Source organism: Moheibacter lacus (assembly GCF_014042165.1).
GTDB classification, from domain to species: Bacteria; Bacteroidota; Bacteroidia; order Flavobacteriales; family Weeksellaceae; genus Moheibacter; species Moheibacter lacus.
Genome location: NZ_JACDZE010000001.1, coordinates 722,325 through 739,413, shown reverse-complemented (window position 1 = coordinate 739,413; position 17,089 = coordinate 722,325). Strand labels below are relative to the sequence as shown.

The window sequence follows — 17,089 nt, the reverse complement described above, 5'->3', positions numbered from 1 at the left end:
GATTTGATGAAGAGATTTTTCAATTGGGTTGGCGCAATTGTTTTGTGTACAACTGCATTTACAGTTTTTTCTTGTGAAGATGAAGTTTCAGCTGTAGGAAGTGGATTGGTAGACGGTGGTTCAACTGCCAATGTGAAATATGTAGATTTAATTTCTTACAATACCAATAATGACTCTATTCGTTCTGATGAACAGGTTTTACAAAATGCTGTTCTAGGTGTGTTTGAAGAACCGGTTTTTGGGCGAACCAAAGCCAAGTTTTATTCGCAAGCGAGAATGAGTGGAGCCAATCCTGATTTTGGTGAAAATGCAGAGATGGATTCGGTTATTTTGTATGTTCCGATTATTCATCACTCAGATGAAGATGATATAGAGATTGATACAACTTATTTGTATTTAGCAGAGGGAGAAGAACCATCTGATACTGCAACTATTCGAATTGCGAGAACCTATAAACTCGATTCAATTTATGGAAATACGGACATGACCATGAATCTCCAAGTGAGAGAAGTGGCGGAGTACATGGGTGCAAGAGATGTTAAACATTTTTCAAATGCTAATTTAGCTCCTTGTGCAGAATGTCCCAATACCAATCAAATAGATGTTTTCCCAACGATTTTAGGTACGGGTGAAATCAAAAATAAATTGACTACTTATCAAGTCAAACAACAAAACGAAACAACCGCTTCGGTTCCACCCATTGCATTTCAAATCAAATTGGACAAAGATTATTTCAAACAAAAATTTATAGATAACCAGAATTCATCCGATCTAAATGACAATGCAGCTTTTATCCGAAATTTCTTTAGAGGGATAGAATTAAGTGTCGCAGAGGACCAAGGGTTTCTATTCAACTTCAGACCGGCTTCATCTGAATTCGCTTTGGTCATGCATTATCATTATGATAATCCTGAAGAACAAGAAGATGGAGACACGGATTATGAAGCAAGATTAGCAGGGAGTTATGGTTTGAATTTCTTGAGTTTTTGGTCTGAAAATTCGGCGTTTAATGTTCAAGTCAGTCAGTTCGAACACAGTAACCGCAGTACACAATTTGTGAATGCTTATACCAATCCCAATATGACAGAAGGAGATCCGCGATTGTATTTGGCAGGATTGGATGGAACAAAAGCTGTAATTAAAATCAATCAAGAACAATTGAACGAAATCCGTGAAAATGTTTTGAATAACGACTGGGCCATAGTTGGAGCGGAGTTGAATATTTATTTAGACGAAAGTCAAAACTTGAAAAAACCTCCTTATTTGTTTGCTTGGAACAATTACAGAGATGAAGATGAATGGAAAAACATCAATTTCCCGGATGTTTATACTTTTTATAATAGTTATCCGATTTCGGTTCAATTTAATCCGATGTATGATTATGAAGAGGACAATAAAATGTATACCATCAGAATTACAGATTATATCAAAAGTATAGTCGAACAAAATGAGGTTTTTGAAGATGGCTCTGTCATTTTGAGTCTTGGGAATTTCTTATTGAGTCCATCCAGTACTTATACCACTGTTTTAAGCAATACAGATCCGTTTTTTAATAACCGTAGTTTTAACCCATATAGAGTGGTTTTACACGGAAGTAATTCTGAGAATCAGGATAAAAAATTGAAATTAAAAGTATATTATACCCAAAAATAATTCAAATCTATGTGTGGAATCGTTGGATATTTAGGTCATAGAGAAGCTTATCCCATTATCATCAATGGTTTAAAAAGACTGGAGTACAGAGGGTATGACAGTGCCGGTTTGGTCATCATTGAAAACGATGATTTCGGACTGGTCAAAACAAAAGGAAAAGTCTCTGATTTAGAAGAAAAGTCAAAATCGTTGAACAATGGAGCGGTCATCGGAGTTGGTCATACACGTTGGGCAACGCATGGTGTTCCAAATGACGTGAATTCTCATCCACATTTATCCAATGATGGAAATTTGGTAATTGTACACAACGGGATTATTGAAAATTATGATACCATTAAAACCGAATTGTCTCAAAAAGGATTTGAATTTCACAGTGATACTGACACAGAGGTTTTGATCAATTTGATTCAGTTTTTCAAAGATTCTGAAAATTTAAATTTGACCGATGCAGTTCGTTACGCACTAAATGAAGTGATTGGCGCTTATGCCATTGCCGTTTTGGACAAAAGTATTCCAGATGAAATCGTCGTAGGAAGATTGGGAAGTCCATTGGCGATCGGAATTGGAGAAAACGAGTTTTTCATCGCTTCAGATGCTTCTCCATTTTTACAATTCACCAAAGAAGCCGTTTATCTAGATGATGGTGAAATGGCCACGATCAAATTGGGCGAAAATGTAGACATCCGTAAAATCAAAGATAATTTGCCGGTAACACTTGCTGTTCAAGAACTTCAATTGAATTTAGAAGAAATTGAAAAAGGAGGTTATGATCATTTCATGCTAAAAGAAATCTATGAGCAACCAAAATCTATCCGTGATACCATGCGTGGAAGATTGTTGGTGGACGAAGGAATCATCAAAATGGCCGGAGTTTGGGACCATCAAGAAAGATTTTTAAAAGCCAAACGCATCATCATTGTAGCTTGTGGAACTTCTTATCATGCCGGATTAGTTGCAGAATATTTGATTGAAGATTTGGCGAGAATTCCGGTAGAGGTCGAATATGCCTCTGAATTCCGCTACCGAAATCCTATCATCAAGAAAAATGACATCGTCATCGCCATTTCCCAATCCGGAGAAACAGCCGATACACTTGCTGCTTTGAAATTAGCGAAAGAAAATGGTGCATTTATATATGGAGTCAATAACGTAGTAGGCTCATCCATTGCAAGAATAACGGACGCAGGTTCCTATACACATGCCGGACCGGAAATCGGAGTTGCTTCAACCAAAGCTTTTACAGCGCAGTTGACAGTTTTGTCTCTGATTGCGATCAAATTGGGTAAACACAATGGAACTTTAAGCAATGAAAGATTCAATGCACTCATCAGTGAATTGGATGGAATCCCGGAATTGGTTGAAGAAACACTAGAATCTACAGCAGAAAATGTAATTGCAATTTCTGATAAATACAAAGATGCGACCAATGCACTGTATTTAGGACGAGGATATAATTATCCGTCCGCACTGGAAGGTGCATTAAAACTAAAAGAAATTTCCTATATCCATGCAGAAGGTTATCCTGCTGCTGAGATGAAACATGGACCGATTGCGTTAATCGACGAGAATATGCCGGTTGTGATCATTGCAACCAAAACAGGTCATTATGAAAAAGTGGTCAGTAATGCGCAAGAAATCAAAGCCCGTAAAGGTCAAATCATCGCAGTGGTGAACAAAGGAGATAATGAAATTAGAAAAATAGCAGACCATATCATCGAAATTCCAAATTCTTCAGAAGAATTTAGCCCGATTTTGGCGGCCATTCCATTGCAATTATTGTCTTATTATATTGCGGTTAAATTAGACAGAAACGTAGATCAACCAAGAAATTTGGCGAAATCAGTTACCGTAGAATAATCGAATTTGAAAATATCTATAGAGAATCCTCTTCTGTTTCGGAAGGGGATTTTTCATTTTCTTCTGTTTCCTCGATTGATTCATTTTGATCCGGATCAATTGTATTATCAACATCTTCAACTGAGGAAGGTAAAACCCAAGTTTCGTCCATGTCCCATAAAACCCGGACATTAATGGTAGATGGGTATACATAAGATGGTTCCGTTTGTTTTTTCAAAAAGAAATCTCCTGTGTCCCAAAAACCGTTTTCATTCTCATCGACTAATATTTTGAAATAATATTTTCCGGCAGGTAAATATTTGTATTCAAAAGTAGAATCTGTAGACAATTGTTCATCCAAAATTTCATCCTTTTCATTTAACAATTGGATCCAAAAAGGATGAACCGGTTTATTTTCCAATTTTAGAAGAAGATTTCCAAAATCATTTCTGGTTTTGATGCGCACATCAAATTGAATCGTATCATTGGTTTTTCCAAAATAATCTGTCACTGCGTTTGGTAAAAGTTCAACTCGATAATTGGTAGAAAGTTCTATAGGGAAATCTAGCGTAAAACTATTTTCATCTTTTGCATCTGGGATCAATTTAACAGGAAGTTGAATGCTGTCTTTTTGAACCAAAACATAAGTTGAATCTAAATTTTGAATGGGATAATTGGCTGTAAAATTGATGGGTCTACCCGGCGCATGATCCAATTTGCTTTTCCTATCCAATGAAAGCGAATGCTTCGTCAGGTTTGAATAAACGGCTGAAAGAGTATCAGTCTGATCTTTATGTTTAACTGAAAAATGGATGCGTTTGGCGTTTTCTGCAATAGAGTCAACTGAAGGTTGGAACCAAAAATTCAAAGAATCACTTCTGGGTGTATAAGAAATTTTTGATGTTGAAAACTCAAAATCAATCGGATCAATTTCAACTTCCTCAGGTTGTCCTTTGAATCTGAAAACGATATGTCCATAGCCTTTTTGTTCTGCTTTTTCCGCTTTATATGGTGGGATTTGATCAAATAATTCTAAGTTAAAATTCTGATTTTCAGATAATTCTATAGGTTTTTCTATAAAGCCAAATTTTTCTTTTCCTATGTCAAATTGCATGTTCTGAACTTCGTCATCAAAAGCCACCATTTGGTATTTTCCGGGACGTAAATAATTCAATTTGTAATTCCCAACTGTATCCAGTCTTGAAATATAAAAAGGTTTTTGTTTCAACACCAAACTGTCGTTATAAGTAGAATCGATTTTATAAAGTGCGACCAATAGATTTTCAGATTGCTTTCTGAGCGTCGGAATACTGGCTTTTCCTGTAATTTCAAGTGAATCTATATAGGATCCAGTTGAAAAAACAAATTGGAAATAGGATAGTTTATTTCCTTCATTGTTGTCCTGAATCGCATTCCCAAAATTGATGTTGTAGGTCGTATTGGCTTGAAGTGGTTCTTCCAATTTGATTCTTACTGTTTTACTGGCCGATCCTACTGGCAGGAAAGTAGCTGAACTCCCAAAAGGTGGTGAAACCACGATGTTTTGGGTGTGGTCTTTTAGGATGACAAATTCATCAAATTCGATTTTGATTTCCTTTAGATCGGTAGAAACATTTAGGGATAAAGTATCAGGGTTTGATCCTAAATATTGAGGTGCTTCTGTGTCCTTAGGTCCTCCGGAAGGCGTTCCTTGTCTTGCGCATGAGCAGACCAACCATAAACATAAAAAAGGGAGTAAAAATCGCATATTGAAAATATGCTGCAATTTAATCAAAATTAGAATTTGAAGGAAAGCTATTTGAATTTCTTGGCTGTAGTACACGACAAAAATTGTACATGTTTGATAAAAATAACTTTAACTACATAGGAATAGAGTTTTGGTGATGTTTAAGTTTTCATAGTATCCGCCTTTGGCGGTATAGGGGTAGGTAAATTAATTTCGCCATTCTATGTTCCACGAAAAGTGGGAACTATTTTAACTAATTTACACTGATGAATAAGAGAAAAACTATCTGCTAGTATTACAGTTTGTTATGTTCTCTGTCGTATGCTGGATTTCTTGATATAAAAAAGCCGCCCATTTGGACGGCTTCCTTCAACTATTTGAATTTAAATTATTTTTTTACCAATTTTTTGATAACGGTTTGTTTTTCACCGATGATTTGGATCATATACGTTCCGCTTGGTAAATGGTTGATCGAAATTGGGTTTTCAACAAGTGCATTGTTTAAACCGATTTCTTTGATCATTTTTCCACTCATATCCAAAATCACCACTTTTACGATGGATTGTTTGGTTTGGTTGGAAATGATCACTTGATTATCAGCAGGATTTGGATATAAACTGATCAAATTGTTCATTCCTAAATCGCCTGTACCCATTAATTCGTCTACCGTCAATTCAAAACTACAAGTTGCAGTATTTCCAGAACTGTCTTGAACGGTAAATTCAATGGTATGAACCCCTATTCCAAGTTCCGTTCCGGCAGCAGGAGATTGTGTTTGGTTTGAAACTGCAGAACAGTTGTCAGTTGCCGTTACATCGCCATCTGCCCAATAATCAGGTAAAGTATAGGTTTCTCCTATTTCAACTTCAACTGTAGCATCTGCAGGACAGTTGATTTCAGGATCTACTCCATCGTTTACGGTAACGTCAAATGAACAAACAGCAGTACTGGTACCATCGTTCACTTCAAAAGTATTGGTTGTAGTACCAACTGGGAATTCGCTCCCTGAAGGAAGACCTGCGGTTTGGGTAACTACCGGAGTTGGGATAAATACGCCTTCAACCTCTATGTTGTCTATCCAAACACCTGTAGCGCTTCCAACACTATCACATCCCATTCTCCAGCGGAACATTAAATCTTGCCCATCGAAAGATGAACTTAAATTGATTTCTACAGGAATGAATCCATTGGAATTTCCTGACCATGCATTTCGTCCTGGAAGTGGATTTTGCCATCCGGTGCTTAAGTCGTCGTTATAAGCTCCTGTCACAAAAGTTCCGCCTCCAGATAGAATGTCACTCCATGAAGATCCATTATTGGTAGAATATTCCAGAACTGCACCATCATATCCGGTCTCTGTATTGTAATAAATATCGAAGAACAATTTTGCATTTTGACTGTCGATTTCGAATACAGGAGAAACCAAAGAGTTCAAACTTACAGAAGAAACATCGACACCAAAAGCTGAATTTGGAGTAGAAGAAGATTGGGCACTTGAAGTTACCCAAGGGTTGCTTCCGCCAGTTTCATTGGTCGTAGTCCATCCGTCCGGTAAATTGGGAACACCTGCCATATCAAAGTTTTCCCCATTTGTAAAAGCACAAGTAGTCATACCCACAGGTGTCGTATAGTTTACGATTGCAGAACAGGACGAGCCACTTGTGTTCACCACGATGTCATCCGGGCAATCCACCATCAAACCTTCTGTAACTTCGATTTGATCTGTGTCAGAAGAAGCAGGTGCACAATCCGTTGCAGGAACTGCATAAGTAATGGTGTGAACACCAACACCAGCTGTTTGCGGATTGAAAGTATAAGTTGTTCCATTCCCGTCATCTGTAACACCAGGGCCGCTGTAGACACCTCCAAATGGAGATCCACCTGATAATCCGGTCATCACATCAACGTCTATACAAACATCTCCGGGAGCAGAAAATTCTGCAACTGAAGAAGGTGTGTCAAAAGCTTCGGTTCCGTCTGTATTGCTGCTTGAAGAACCTTGTGATGCACTTACTCCTAATCCTCTTCTTGCAAAAACATCCCAAATTAAACATTGATTGGCGCCTCCATATAAAATTTGATCTGCTTCCAAAATCGCATCACGGCCATCTACAAATCCGGGACTACAAGGTTGAAGTTTTAAACCTTCTGTAACCAATTGCATGGCGATATTATTTCCACCAGTTCCGTTATAAATGTCTTCGTCATACCCGTATTCATCAATGAGTGCCCAGGTTAAATCCCATAGCATCGCACACCAAACACTTCCAATCGGGTGCGGTCCAAAAACGGTTTTAATGTCATCGTAAGTATGAGGATTAATAGACATATCTGTAGAGTATTTGTAAGTTCGAATTCCATCTCCATTTGGTCCTTCGCCAAATAGATAAGTCCCGATTCCTCTTCCGTCTGTCCCCTCGTCATCTGCGTCCATTGTAAACATCAAACCATACCAATCACTCCATCCTTCGCCCATTTGCTCGCCATTCCATAAACATCCGGATTGGCTAGGTCCTCCTGTTAAACGATTGGAAATTCCATGACCATATTCATGTACAATTACCAAATTGTCAAAATCTCCATCTTTGTTTCCACAAACATACATCTGCATGGTAGGATTTCCACCATCACTTGGTGTCCCGAAGTTGGCGTTACAAGTACCACTTCCGTCTTGGGCTTCAGCATTTACGGAGTCGCCGCCGGCACCCCCATTTCCATAATTGTTTTCTTGAAAATTACCACTGGCTTCATCAAATCCATATTGGTACATCACATCGTGAATGATGTTGTTCCAATAAAATAAATTCGTAATCGCAGCTTCTTCGTAAGGAGTTGCAGTCGAATAATTTTGATCAAATGGATAATCAAAAACAAGTGGAGCGCCTGCATTTGGCTGAAATCCAGGATTGTTACCATCTTCATACGCATTGACATTATTTCCACGAGTTGTAGTGTATTCCGGTCCAGAAGAGCCATTTGTATCATGCCAACCAAATGGTGATGCAGTTAAATTTACTGCGTCATCAGCTGAAACCAATGTTCTTGTCCCATAATATGGGCTTTCTAAAGGCATTGCAAAAACCCGATAGGCACCGGTTAGCAACAGGTTTTCGTTTTTGTCTTCTTTAGAAACGGTGTGGTACTGCCAGTGGTCATCAGAATTTTCTTCATGCACATGTCCAAATTCACAAGTGTTTACATAACTTCCTTTGTTGATAATTTGACCTGTGGCGGCATTTACACGTACTTCATAATATTCAGATTTCTGCATGGCATCTATGCTTAAAGTCCATGCTAAAACTAAATTTCCTTCCTCATTGATCACATAGGCCAATTCGGCAGGAATATTTCTTTTCGCAAAACCTCCATTGCTAAGTGTGGTTTTATGGTTGGGTGTAAACTCCTGTGATACCACCGAAATAGGTGTTGAAGCTGTATACCCTAAATGCACAAAGGCGGCATTGGCAGCTTGTACTGCATTAATTTGCGGAGAAGCAGAAGCCTTGTGTCCGCGCTTTTCTAAACTATTTAAAAAGCTGGATTTAACTGAAGATACTTCTCCGGTTCCCAAAATATGAATCGAGGATTCAGTTCCAATTATTTCGATGCCATTAAACGTTTGGCGCAAATAAATGTGCTGAGCTCCACTCTGTTTGCTAGAATGGAAATCAGTAAGTTCAAAAGATAGGTCTTCTGCAAGAAGATTTTTCCCTTTTTCAGATTTTTGTAAAGCTTGGGTGACCACTTGGTCGCTCGGTCTGTTGGAGACCTGCGCCAGTAATCCACTTCCCAATACCATCAATCCTAAAAGTTTTAGATTGAATAAATGTTTCATCATGATGTTAAATAATTTTTAAGATGCACTAAATTACCCAAAAATTCAATATGAATTCGTTAATCTTTAAATAGATAATAAATTTTCTTAGGAAGAATTGAAATATTTTGCCTGCAGTTTTTATTTCAATTAATCTGAAACCATTTGAAATTCAAGTTTAAATAAACTGAATTCTGCCGGCTGCATTGTAGCCATTCCGATCCAAATGATTAATTTCCCTTCTGCCAAATCTTGGGATGTCATGGTTGATCCCAATCCACATTTTATAAAATAAGCTTCTTCTGTTTTCCTTCCCGGAAATGCACCATTTCTCCAATATCCGTATAAATAAGTCTCAATTACAACTTTTAGCGTCATCCACAAATTGGCATCATTGGGTTCAAATACCACTTTTTCGAGCGAATTTTTTATTGAAGCTATCAGATGATTTTGAAATCGAACCATGTTGACATATCTCCATTCACCATCATTTCCAGCCAGCGTTCTTGCACCCCAAACCAGAATTCCTCTTCCCGGGAATTTCCGTATGGCGTTTATGGACTTCCCTTGAACAAGATCTAGGGTTAAAAATTCTTGGTCAATAGTCGAATAATCATATGTAAGGTCAACTACGCCGTTTAAAGAAACGTTTGCAGGCGCCTTCCAAATTCCTTTTTGGGATAATGTTTTTACATAGATTCCGGCGATGGCGCCAGAAGCTGGGATTTCGAGGAGACCATCAGTTGAAGGGATTTTTAGCCAAGGCGTATAAGCTGCGCCAAATTTTAGATTTTCAGTTCCCATATGGTTTCGAAAGATTTTGATCGGTTGGTAAATGTCTTGGTTATCGGCTATATTTTTCATGTCCAAAATACAAAACCGATTGGGAAATTCTCGGCATTTCGCCAAAGCATATCTTTGAACTTCTCCTAATTCGAATTCATTTAATAAAACGGCATCTGGAAAAAGATAGACTGTGATTTTTTTTGAGTCATCCAGACAGTCCAGACCTTTATTAAAATCAATTTGGGATGGATTTTGATCATAGTTGCCGATCGGGACGATGTAACAAATGGTTCCGCCATTTTGGAAAAATAATTGGACAGAATCCCGCAAATAAAATCCGCTGTGACCCTGTGGAGGATTTTCATCTGATTCAAATAGGCTATCAAATTCAATTATGGATTGAATTTTAAAGGCTTGAAATAAAAGGTTTTTACCATTATCATTGGTTATTGCGGTATAACCGATAAAAGCAGGAACGGTTGAAGCTTTTTCTGTAATTTGGAAAGAGAAGTTGGAGGATTCTTCTACATAAACACTAGGATATTTGAATTTGGCCATGATAATGAGAAGTTTGACCCAATTTAAGTAGAATTTTCTCCACAAAAAAACCACCTACATTTCTATAAGTGGTTGTTGTTTTGCTCCCCCTCTTGGGCTCGAACCAAGGACCCTCTGATTAACAGTCAGATGCTCTAACCAACTGAGCTAAGGAGGAGTGTTTCCTAATTGGACGGCAAATATAATGTGTTTTATTTGAATCAACCAAATTTTAAAACACAAATTTATCCATTATCCAATCATAAATATCTTTCCCGAAGATTAACGCCATCAAACTCAATAGGATAACCATCCCGATTGTTTGAACAATTCCCATCGCTTTATCTCCTAAAGTTCTTCCCGTAACCATTTCTGCAATGGTGAAAAGCGCATGACCACCATCTAAACCGGGAATCGGAAGTAAGTTCACAAAGGCCAACCACATGGAAAACATCGCCGTAAAACTCCAAAAGAAATTCCAGTCCCAAGTAGAAGGCAACTGACGTGCAATTCCGATAGGTCCCGCAACTTGTTTGTAAGCTTCGGTTTTGGGTTTGATGATGAGTTTTAGGTTTTTGATGTTGTAATTTAAGATAGTGAAAGATTCTTTGATCGCTTCAGGTATTGCGCTGAAGAAGTTAAATTCTTTATGAACAACCATGGATTCCGGAATATTTGCACCAAAACCGATTCCGATTTTAGCAGAATCTGGAACAGATAATTTGACCAATTCTTTTCTGTTGTTTCTTTCTACGGTCAAATTCACATCTGAATTTTTAAACTTTTCCAAAGTTTCCTGAACCGTAAATACATTGACAGGTTGTCCTGAAAATGCCAAAATTTTATCGCCAGATTTAAGTCCGGCCTTTTCAGCATCTTGTCCTGGAACGATTTGTCCTACTATGATTCCCTCAGTTTTTGGGTAAACAAAATTGTCCCGTCCTTCTTTGGAAAGGATTTCTTTGATTTGTTCGTCTTTTATGCGTAGTTTTACGTTTTCACCATTTCGGTCTACTACGATTTCTTCACTTAGCATGACATCCAGTGTCAATCTTCTGAAATTATCTTGTTTCTTTCCGTCTACACTGATGATTTTGTCACCATCTTGAAATCCAATTTCTTTTCCTAATTGACTGAATTCCAATCCATTTTGCGCTTGAGCTTTGTCGAGCGACAAATAAGAAATGCCATTGGTCGTAAACATGATGGCATAAATCAACCATGCTAATAATACGTTCACCGTGATTCCACCCAACATGATGATTAATCTTTGCCAAGCTGGTTTACTTCTGAATTCCCAAGGTTTAGGTTCGGATTTCATTTGATCTGTATCCATGCTTTCGTCGATCATTCCGGCGATTTTCACATAACCACCCATCGGCAACCATCCGATTCCATAAGTTGTTTCACCAATTTTCTTTTTAAATATTGAAAACCAAGGATCGAAAAACAAATAAAATTTCTCGACTTTGGTTTTAAAGTATTTGGCGGGTATAAAGTGACCTAATTCGTGAAGTGTAACTAAAATGGACAGCATCAAGATCATCTGTCCCAGTTTTACTAAAATTTCCATTAATCAGTAATAATTTTTGATTGGCAAAAGTACAATAAATCATCGGTTTGGAAACTATTTCCATTCCAGTGTTTCGATCAGGTGCATCACATCTTTTTTCATGTATTGTATGGCAGGCTGGAGTGAATCATATTGTGGTGGCGTAGAGAAGTAAACCGAGCCACTGATGAGGTTTTTCAGACTATCAGTCGCATGAAATTGTAGATTGATGGCCGACTCGCCGCCCAGTTCGAACAGGGTTCCATAGACTTTCTTTTTTTCAAAAATAAATTCTCTCGGCGCGATATAACTCGCTTTTACCGTTTGTTCCTGTACCAATTTTTCACTGTCTTTGATCTTAATCGCTAAATCTTCTTGACTTTGGATCGGAAAATAAGTCAAATAAATATTGGCCTTCATATCGGGATAATGCAAAACAAACCAACAAGGATTTTCCTTGTCTCTTTTTTCTGCTAAATCAGAATATTCAAATGTAAAATCACAATCAGATATAAATGATTTATAGTTTGGTTCTGGATATTCCAAACGGACATGACCAATGGGTTTGATGGTATAATCATCTTTACAAGCCAGAAACGTCAATAGGCCTAAAAGAGCGATAAAATATTTCATAAAATTCAAAAATCAGGATTAGAAAGGCAAATCATCCGGCTCTTCATTCGCCTCGGTTGATGGTTCTTCTTTTTGTGGAGTATAACTTTGGTTGGAATAGTCAGAAGAAGCGTTTGATTCAGATCCTTTTGGCGTTAAAAAAGTAAATTCATTGACATGGATCTCGGTGGTATAGCGATCTTGGTTGTTTTGGTCTTGCCATTTTCTGGTTTTTAATTTTCCTTCTAAATACAATTTATCTCCTTTTTTTACATATTTCTCGAAGATTTCGGCCAACTTATTTCTCACGACGATATAATGCCATTCCGTTTGGGTTATCTTTTCACCGGAATCTCTTGAAGTATAGGTTTCACTGGTTGCTAGTGGAAATCTGCCGATTTTATTTTGGTCATCAAATTGATGGATTTTCACATCATCGCCTACATTCCCTATTAATATTACCTTATTGAGCGTTCCATTCATGGTTCTTGTTTTTTCTTCATTCAAATATACAAAATAACGAAGAGGGTAGATTTATATTTTCAAATCCAAATATTTTTCCATGGGTTTAGGAAGCGGCAACTCATTTAAATCTTCTGCCCTATAAATTTCTGTTTTTAAAGAATTGGAAAGTGAAATGAATTGCTTCTGATTTATTTTGGCACGCCAAAAAAAGATGTGCAATCTTTGGTGCGTAAGGAGATGACGCATCTCATGGGTTTTTTGAAAAGGAATTTCTGATAATTCCGCGTCTGAAATTAAAAGTTCCGTGTCAGAGGTTTCGATCATAGGGAAAGTAAAAAGATTTAGCCAGACATCTTTTTTCACGCGTTTCACCATCAAATAATTTTTTCCATCAGTAATTTCCAAAAAATGAAAAAACCGATGTGTTACCTTTACTTTTTTTGATTTTACGGGAAGTTGATCGACTGTTTTTCTAGCCAAACCTTCACAAGATTCATTTACAGGACAGATTTCACATTTTGGATTTTTGGGCAAACAAATCGTCGCACCCAATTCCATAACGGCTTGGTTGAAATCTCCGGGACGATCAGGGTCGATGATTTCTTTTCCTAGCTCAAAGAAATATTTTTTGGTTTTCGGAATTGAAATGTCCAGATCGATATTAAAGTATCTTGCAAAAACCCGGAAAGCATTTCCATCGATTGCCGGGACGGCCTCGTGAAATGCAATGGACGCAATGGCAGCAGCCGTATAATCACCTACTCCTTTTAGTTTGATTAAATCTTTAAAAGTTGACGGAAAAACACCATGAAATTCTTGAGTGATCCATTTGGCGGTAAAATGAAGATTTCGGGCTCGAGAATAATAACCAAGTCCTTGCCATAATCGCAGCACTTCTTGTTCAGATGCAGTTGCTAAATCTTGAATGCTAGGGAATTGCTGAGTGAATTTCAAATAATAATCTGTTCCTTGCGCGACACGGGTTTGTTGTAAAATGATTTCAGAAAGCCAAATTTTATAAGGATCTGACTGAGCTCTCCAGGGCAGATTTCGTTTGTTTTTATCAAACCAAATCAATATCAAGGAGTTAAAATGATAAATATGATCAGAATTCTTTTTTTGTTTTACCACAAATGTTATATTTGCACCCGTTTCTAATTAACTGAATAAATTTTATTTAGAACTTATTTTTGGTTCGATTTGCGCCATTAATAGTCTGAATTTTAAAGGATTTATTTGGTTTTTTGGGTAGCAAATTTAGCAACAAAATATATTTAATCATGACGAAAGCAGAAATTGTGAGCAACATTTCTACTAAATTAGGTTTAGAGAAGAATGAAACTCAAAAGGTGGTAGAACATTTCATGGAGGAGGTGAAAAACTCTTTAGAAACAGGAGAGAATGTTTATTTAAGAGGGTTTGGATCTTTTACGATCAAAAAAAGAGCGGCCAAAACAGGGCGCAATATCTCAAAAGGAACTTCTATTGTAATCCCAGCCCACCATGTACCGGCATTTAAACCAGCCAAAACATTTGTAGAGAGTGTAAAAACGAAAGTTAAAGTAAAATAAGATAAGATTATGCCAAGCGGAAAAAAAAGAAAAAGACATAAGGTAGCAACGCACAAACGTAAGAAAAGACGTAGATTGAACAGACACAAAAAGAAAAAGTAATCTGTTTAATAAGTAAAGTACCGGCATTTTCCAAAATCATTGGATTTTGGAAAGTGCTTTTGTTGTTTGTTAGTATTCATTTAATTGAACCAATTGAATAAAGAATTAGTAGTATCTACCGGTGAGGATTTTGTCCAAATTGCCATGTTGGAAGATGGAAGGCTTATGGAACTCCATCAAGAAAATGTGGATCTGAATTTTGCTGTAGGAGATATGTATTTGGGTAAAGTCAAAAAATTGGCACCCAGTTTAAATGCTGCATTTGTGGATATTGGATATTCCAAGGACGCATTTTTGCATTACCATGACCTGGGGCCTCATGTGAAATCCTTAAAAACCTATACACAGCTCGTTAGCAGTGGAAAGTTCAAATCTCCCAATTTGAAATCATTTCGCAAAGAAGAAATGATCAAAAAGGATGGTACTATCGATCAAGTTCTTTCTGCCGGAGACAGTATTGTCATCCAAATTACCAAAGAGCCCATCCATACAAAAGGGCCGAGAATCACATCTGAAATTTCCATCGCCGGAAGGTTTTTAATTTTAACGCCGTTTTCCGATAAGGTTTCGGTTTCTCAAAAAATTAAATCCAAAGCGGAGAAAGATCGATTGGTCGCATTGGTAGAAAGCATCAAACCGGAAGGTTTTGGGATCATCATCAGAACCGTTGCCGAAGGGAAAAAAGTAGCGGAACTGCATGCCGATTTGAATTATTTGATGAACAAATGGCAAGTGGTCTTTAAAAACATCCAGAAAAAAGTAGTCCCCATGAAATTATTAAACGAAATGGACAGAGCTTCTGCCATTTTAAGAGATAATTTCAATGAGGATTTTGTCAAAATTACCGTTGATGATGATGATTTGGCGGAGGATATGACCGAATATCTCAACATCATCGCGCCCGGGAAATCAGGAATTATAAAAGTTTCTACAGATGGGGAAGTGCCCCTTTTTGAAAGAATGGGAATCGAACGCCAAATCAAATTTTCATTTGGGAAAAACGTTACCATTCCGCAGTCAAAAGGTGCTTATTTGGTCATTGAACATACGGAAGCCCTTCATGTGATCGACGTAAATTCCGGAAATATTTCACGTAGCTCAAATAACCAAGAGGAATCTGCACTTGCAGTCAATAAAATAGCGGCTTCAGAAGTAGCCAGACAATTAAGATTGCGCGATATGGGTGGAATCATCGTAGTGGATTTCATCGATATGACCAATAACGAAAACAAAAAAGCTCTGTATGAACATCTGCGTACGGAAATGCAGAAAGACAGAGCCAAACATAAAATATTACCGCCGAGTAAATTTGGGTTGATTCAAATTACCAGACAAAGAGTTCGTCCCGAATTGAATATCATCACAACTGAAGAAAATCCAAACGCGCTAAATGAAGAAGTAGAAGCTCCGATTCTTTTAATTGAGAAAATGGAACAGATTTTACGGAACATCATCGAGACAAAAGGGAAAAAAGCCAATGACATTTCTCTGCATGTACATCCGTTTGTGGCTGCTTATCTCACGAAAGGAATCCCAAGCATACGTCAAAAATGGTACATTAAGTTTAAAAAATGGATAAAAATTGTCCCGAGAGACTCTTATAAATATTTGCAATTCAATTTCTTAAATAAGAATAATACCCTGTTTAACGAGTCCAACTGAAACTAAATTCTATAAAAACCAGTATTTAATTTCAATGTGAATTATTTTTTCAGTTAATTTGCCACAAATTTAAAATGGAGCCGAAGAAAGATTTATTGAGAGGGCAGTGGCCATTCTTTTTGATTTTTTTTGTGATCAATTTCACGGGGCTTTTGGCTATCTCCTATTTCGGGAAAGATGAGCTCCATATTTATTTTAATCAGCATTTCCACGCGCGTTTTTTAGACTTATTTTTCAAGTATTATACTGATGTAGCGACAACTTATGTTCTGATCGTTACCTTATTGTTTATTATTTGGAAAAAAAATTGGCGACATTTTTTGTTTTTAGGTGGAACCGCTTTGGTGTCAAGTATCGCCAGTTCATTGATCAAGAGAAGTTTATTTGTTCATGGTCATAGACCCACGCACTATTTTGAATTGAAGCAAGTTCAATTGAGATTAGTGGAAGGAGTTGAATCTCAGATTCCATATACTTTTCCATCAGGTCATACCGTTTTGGCTGTGATTCTGTGTTTCTATCTATGTTTACAAGCAAAAAACAAATGGTTACAAGTCGTGATTTGTTTTTTAATGGGATTGGTTGCGATAGGTAGAGTTTATCTCTCTAAACATTTCGTGATTGATACCATCGGTGGAAGCATGCTCGGTTTGTTTTTTGCCATTTTAGGCTATTATTTGATTTGGGAATGTTCCAATGATAAATTGGACCGAAAAATCATTCCGGTTAAATAAATTCCTTTCATTTTTAATTCCATCCAAGTCTTCTTACAT

The 17,089-nt window shown here is 37.2% G+C and carries 12 protein-coding genes and 1 tRNA gene; 5 read left to right on the top strand and 8 right to left on the bottom strand.

Annotated features, from left to right (window positions below; all coding sequences use genetic code 11):
• Positions 1-6: 6 nt before the first annotated feature.
• Together HU137_RS03505 and glmS are read left to right on the top strand one after the other, a co-directional pair.
• Complete coding sequence (locus HU137_RS03505) at positions 7-1,653, top strand: DUF4270 domain-containing protein (protein ID WP_182042415.1); 1,647 nt, start codon at positions 7-9, stop codon at positions 1,651-1,653.
• Between the two features lie 9 nt (positions 1,654-1,662).
• Complete coding sequence (gene glmS, locus HU137_RS03500; RefSeq protein WP_182042414.1) at positions 1,663-3,510, top strand: glutamine--fructose-6-phosphate transaminase (isomerizing); 1,848 nt, start codon at positions 1,663-1,665, stop codon at positions 3,508-3,510.
• Between the two features lie 16 nt (positions 3,511-3,526).
• On the opposite strand, the gene HU137_RS03495 is transcribed toward glmS, so the two are convergent.
• The 8 genes from HU137_RS03495 to mutY form a co-directional block, all read right to left on the bottom strand.
• Positions 3,527-5,236: an Ig-like domain-containing protein gene (locus tag HU137_RS03495; protein ID WP_182042413.1), complete on the bottom strand. Its 1,710-nt coding sequence runs from the start codon at positions 5,234-5,236 to the stop codon at positions 3,527-3,529.
• A 367-nt stretch (positions 5,237-5,603) separates the two neighbouring features.
• Complete coding sequence (locus HU137_RS03490) at positions 5,604-9,050, bottom strand: M36 family metallopeptidase (RefSeq protein WP_182042412.1); 3,447 nt, start codon at positions 9,048-9,050, stop codon at positions 5,604-5,606.
• A gap of 129 nt (positions 9,051-9,179) precedes the next feature.
• Positions 9,180-10,373: a phage tail sheath family protein gene (locus tag HU137_RS03485; protein WP_182042411.1), complete on the bottom strand. Its 1,194-nt coding sequence runs from the start codon at positions 10,371-10,373 to the stop codon at positions 9,180-9,182.
• Between the two features lie 83 nt (positions 10,374-10,456).
• Positions 10,457-10,530, bottom strand: a tRNA-Asn gene (locus HU137_RS03480).
• Positions 10,531-10,584: 54 nt separating this feature from the next.
• The gene (gene rseP / locus HU137_RS03475; RefSeq protein ID WP_182042410.1) at positions 10,585-11,925 is read right to left on the bottom strand and encodes an RIP metalloprotease RseP; all 1,341 of its coding nucleotides are present in this window, start codon (positions 11,923-11,925) and stop codon (positions 10,585-10,587) included.
• A 54-nt stretch (positions 11,926-11,979) separates the two neighbouring features.
• The gene (gene gldD, locus HU137_RS03470; protein WP_182042409.1) at positions 11,980-12,537 is read right to left on the bottom strand and encodes a gliding motility lipoprotein GldD; all 558 of its coding nucleotides are present in this window, start codon (positions 12,535-12,537) and stop codon (positions 11,980-11,982) included.
• A gap of 18 nt (positions 12,538-12,555) precedes the next feature.
• The gene (locus HU137_RS03465) at positions 12,556-12,999 is read right to left on the bottom strand and encodes a single-stranded DNA-binding protein (protein ID WP_182042408.1); all 444 of its coding nucleotides are present in this window, start codon (positions 12,997-12,999) and stop codon (positions 12,556-12,558) included.
• Between the two features lie 51 nt (positions 13,000-13,050).
• Positions 13,051-14,112 carry an A/G-specific adenine glycosylase gene (mutY, locus tag HU137_RS03460; RefSeq protein ID WP_317169889.1) on the bottom strand — a complete coding sequence of 354 codons (1,062 nt, stop codon included), beginning with the start codon at positions 14,110-14,112 and terminating at the stop codon, positions 13,051-13,053.
• Positions 14,113-14,261: 149 nt separating this feature from the next.
• Between mutY and HU137_RS03455 the strand changes: the two genes are divergently transcribed.
• From HU137_RS03455 to HU137_RS03445, 3 genes are all read left to right on the top strand, one after another.
• Positions 14,262-14,552, top strand: coding sequence for an HU family DNA-binding protein (locus tag HU137_RS03455; RefSeq protein WP_182042407.1), 291 nt, complete (start codon positions 14,262-14,264; stop codon positions 14,550-14,552).
• Between the two features lie 195 nt (positions 14,553-14,747).
• Entirely contained in the window at positions 14,748-16,316 is a 1,569-nt protein-coding gene (locus HU137_RS03450; RefSeq protein WP_182042406.1) for an Rne/Rng family ribonuclease, read from the top strand.
• Positions 16,317-16,390: 74 nt separating this feature from the next.
• Positions 16,391-17,050, top strand: coding sequence for a phosphatase PAP2 family protein (locus tag HU137_RS03445; protein WP_182042405.1), 660 nt, complete (start codon positions 16,391-16,393; stop codon positions 17,048-17,050).
• Positions 17,051-17,089 lie beyond the last annotated feature (39 nt).

What these genes read in the sequence shown, in the direction of transcription:
- HU137_RS03485 (WP_182042411.1), bottom strand. Translation starts at nt 10,373, where the DNA reads ATGGCCAAATTCAAATATCCTAGTGTTTATGTAGAAGAATCCTCCAAC.
- glmS (WP_182042414.1), top strand. Translation starts at nt 1,663, where the DNA reads ATGTGTGGAATCGTTGGATATTTAGGTCATAGAGAAGCTTATCCCATT.
- rseP (WP_182042410.1), bottom strand. Translation starts at nt 11,925, where the DNA reads ATGGAAATTTTAGTAAAACTGGGACAGATGATCTTGATGCTGTCCATT.
- HU137_RS03505 (WP_182042415.1), top strand. Translation starts at nt 7, where the DNA reads ATGAAGAGATTTTTCAATTGGGTTGGCGCAATTGTTTTGTGTACAACT.
- HU137_RS03455 (WP_182042407.1), top strand. Translation starts at nt 14,262, where the DNA reads ATGACGAAAGCAGAAATTGTGAGCAACATTTCTACTAAATTAGGTTTA.
- HU137_RS03465 (WP_182042408.1), bottom strand. Translation starts at nt 12,999, where the DNA reads ATGAATGGAACGCTCAATAAGGTAATATTAATAGGGAATGTAGGCGAT.
- HU137_RS03445 (WP_182042405.1), top strand. Translation starts at nt 16,391, where the DNA reads ATGGAGCCGAAGAAAGATTTATTGAGAGGGCAGTGGCCATTCTTTTTG.
- gldD (WP_182042409.1), bottom strand. Translation starts at nt 12,537, where the DNA reads ATGAAATATTTTATCGCTCTTTTAGGCCTATTGACGTTTCTGGCTTGT.
- HU137_RS03490 (WP_182042412.1), bottom strand. Translation starts at nt 9,050, where the DNA reads ATGAAACATTTATTCAATCTAAAACTTTTAGGATTGATGGTATTGGGA.
- HU137_RS03495 (WP_182042413.1), bottom strand. Translation starts at nt 5,236, where the DNA reads ATGCGATTTTTACTCCCTTTTTTATGTTTATGGTTGGTCTGCTCATGC.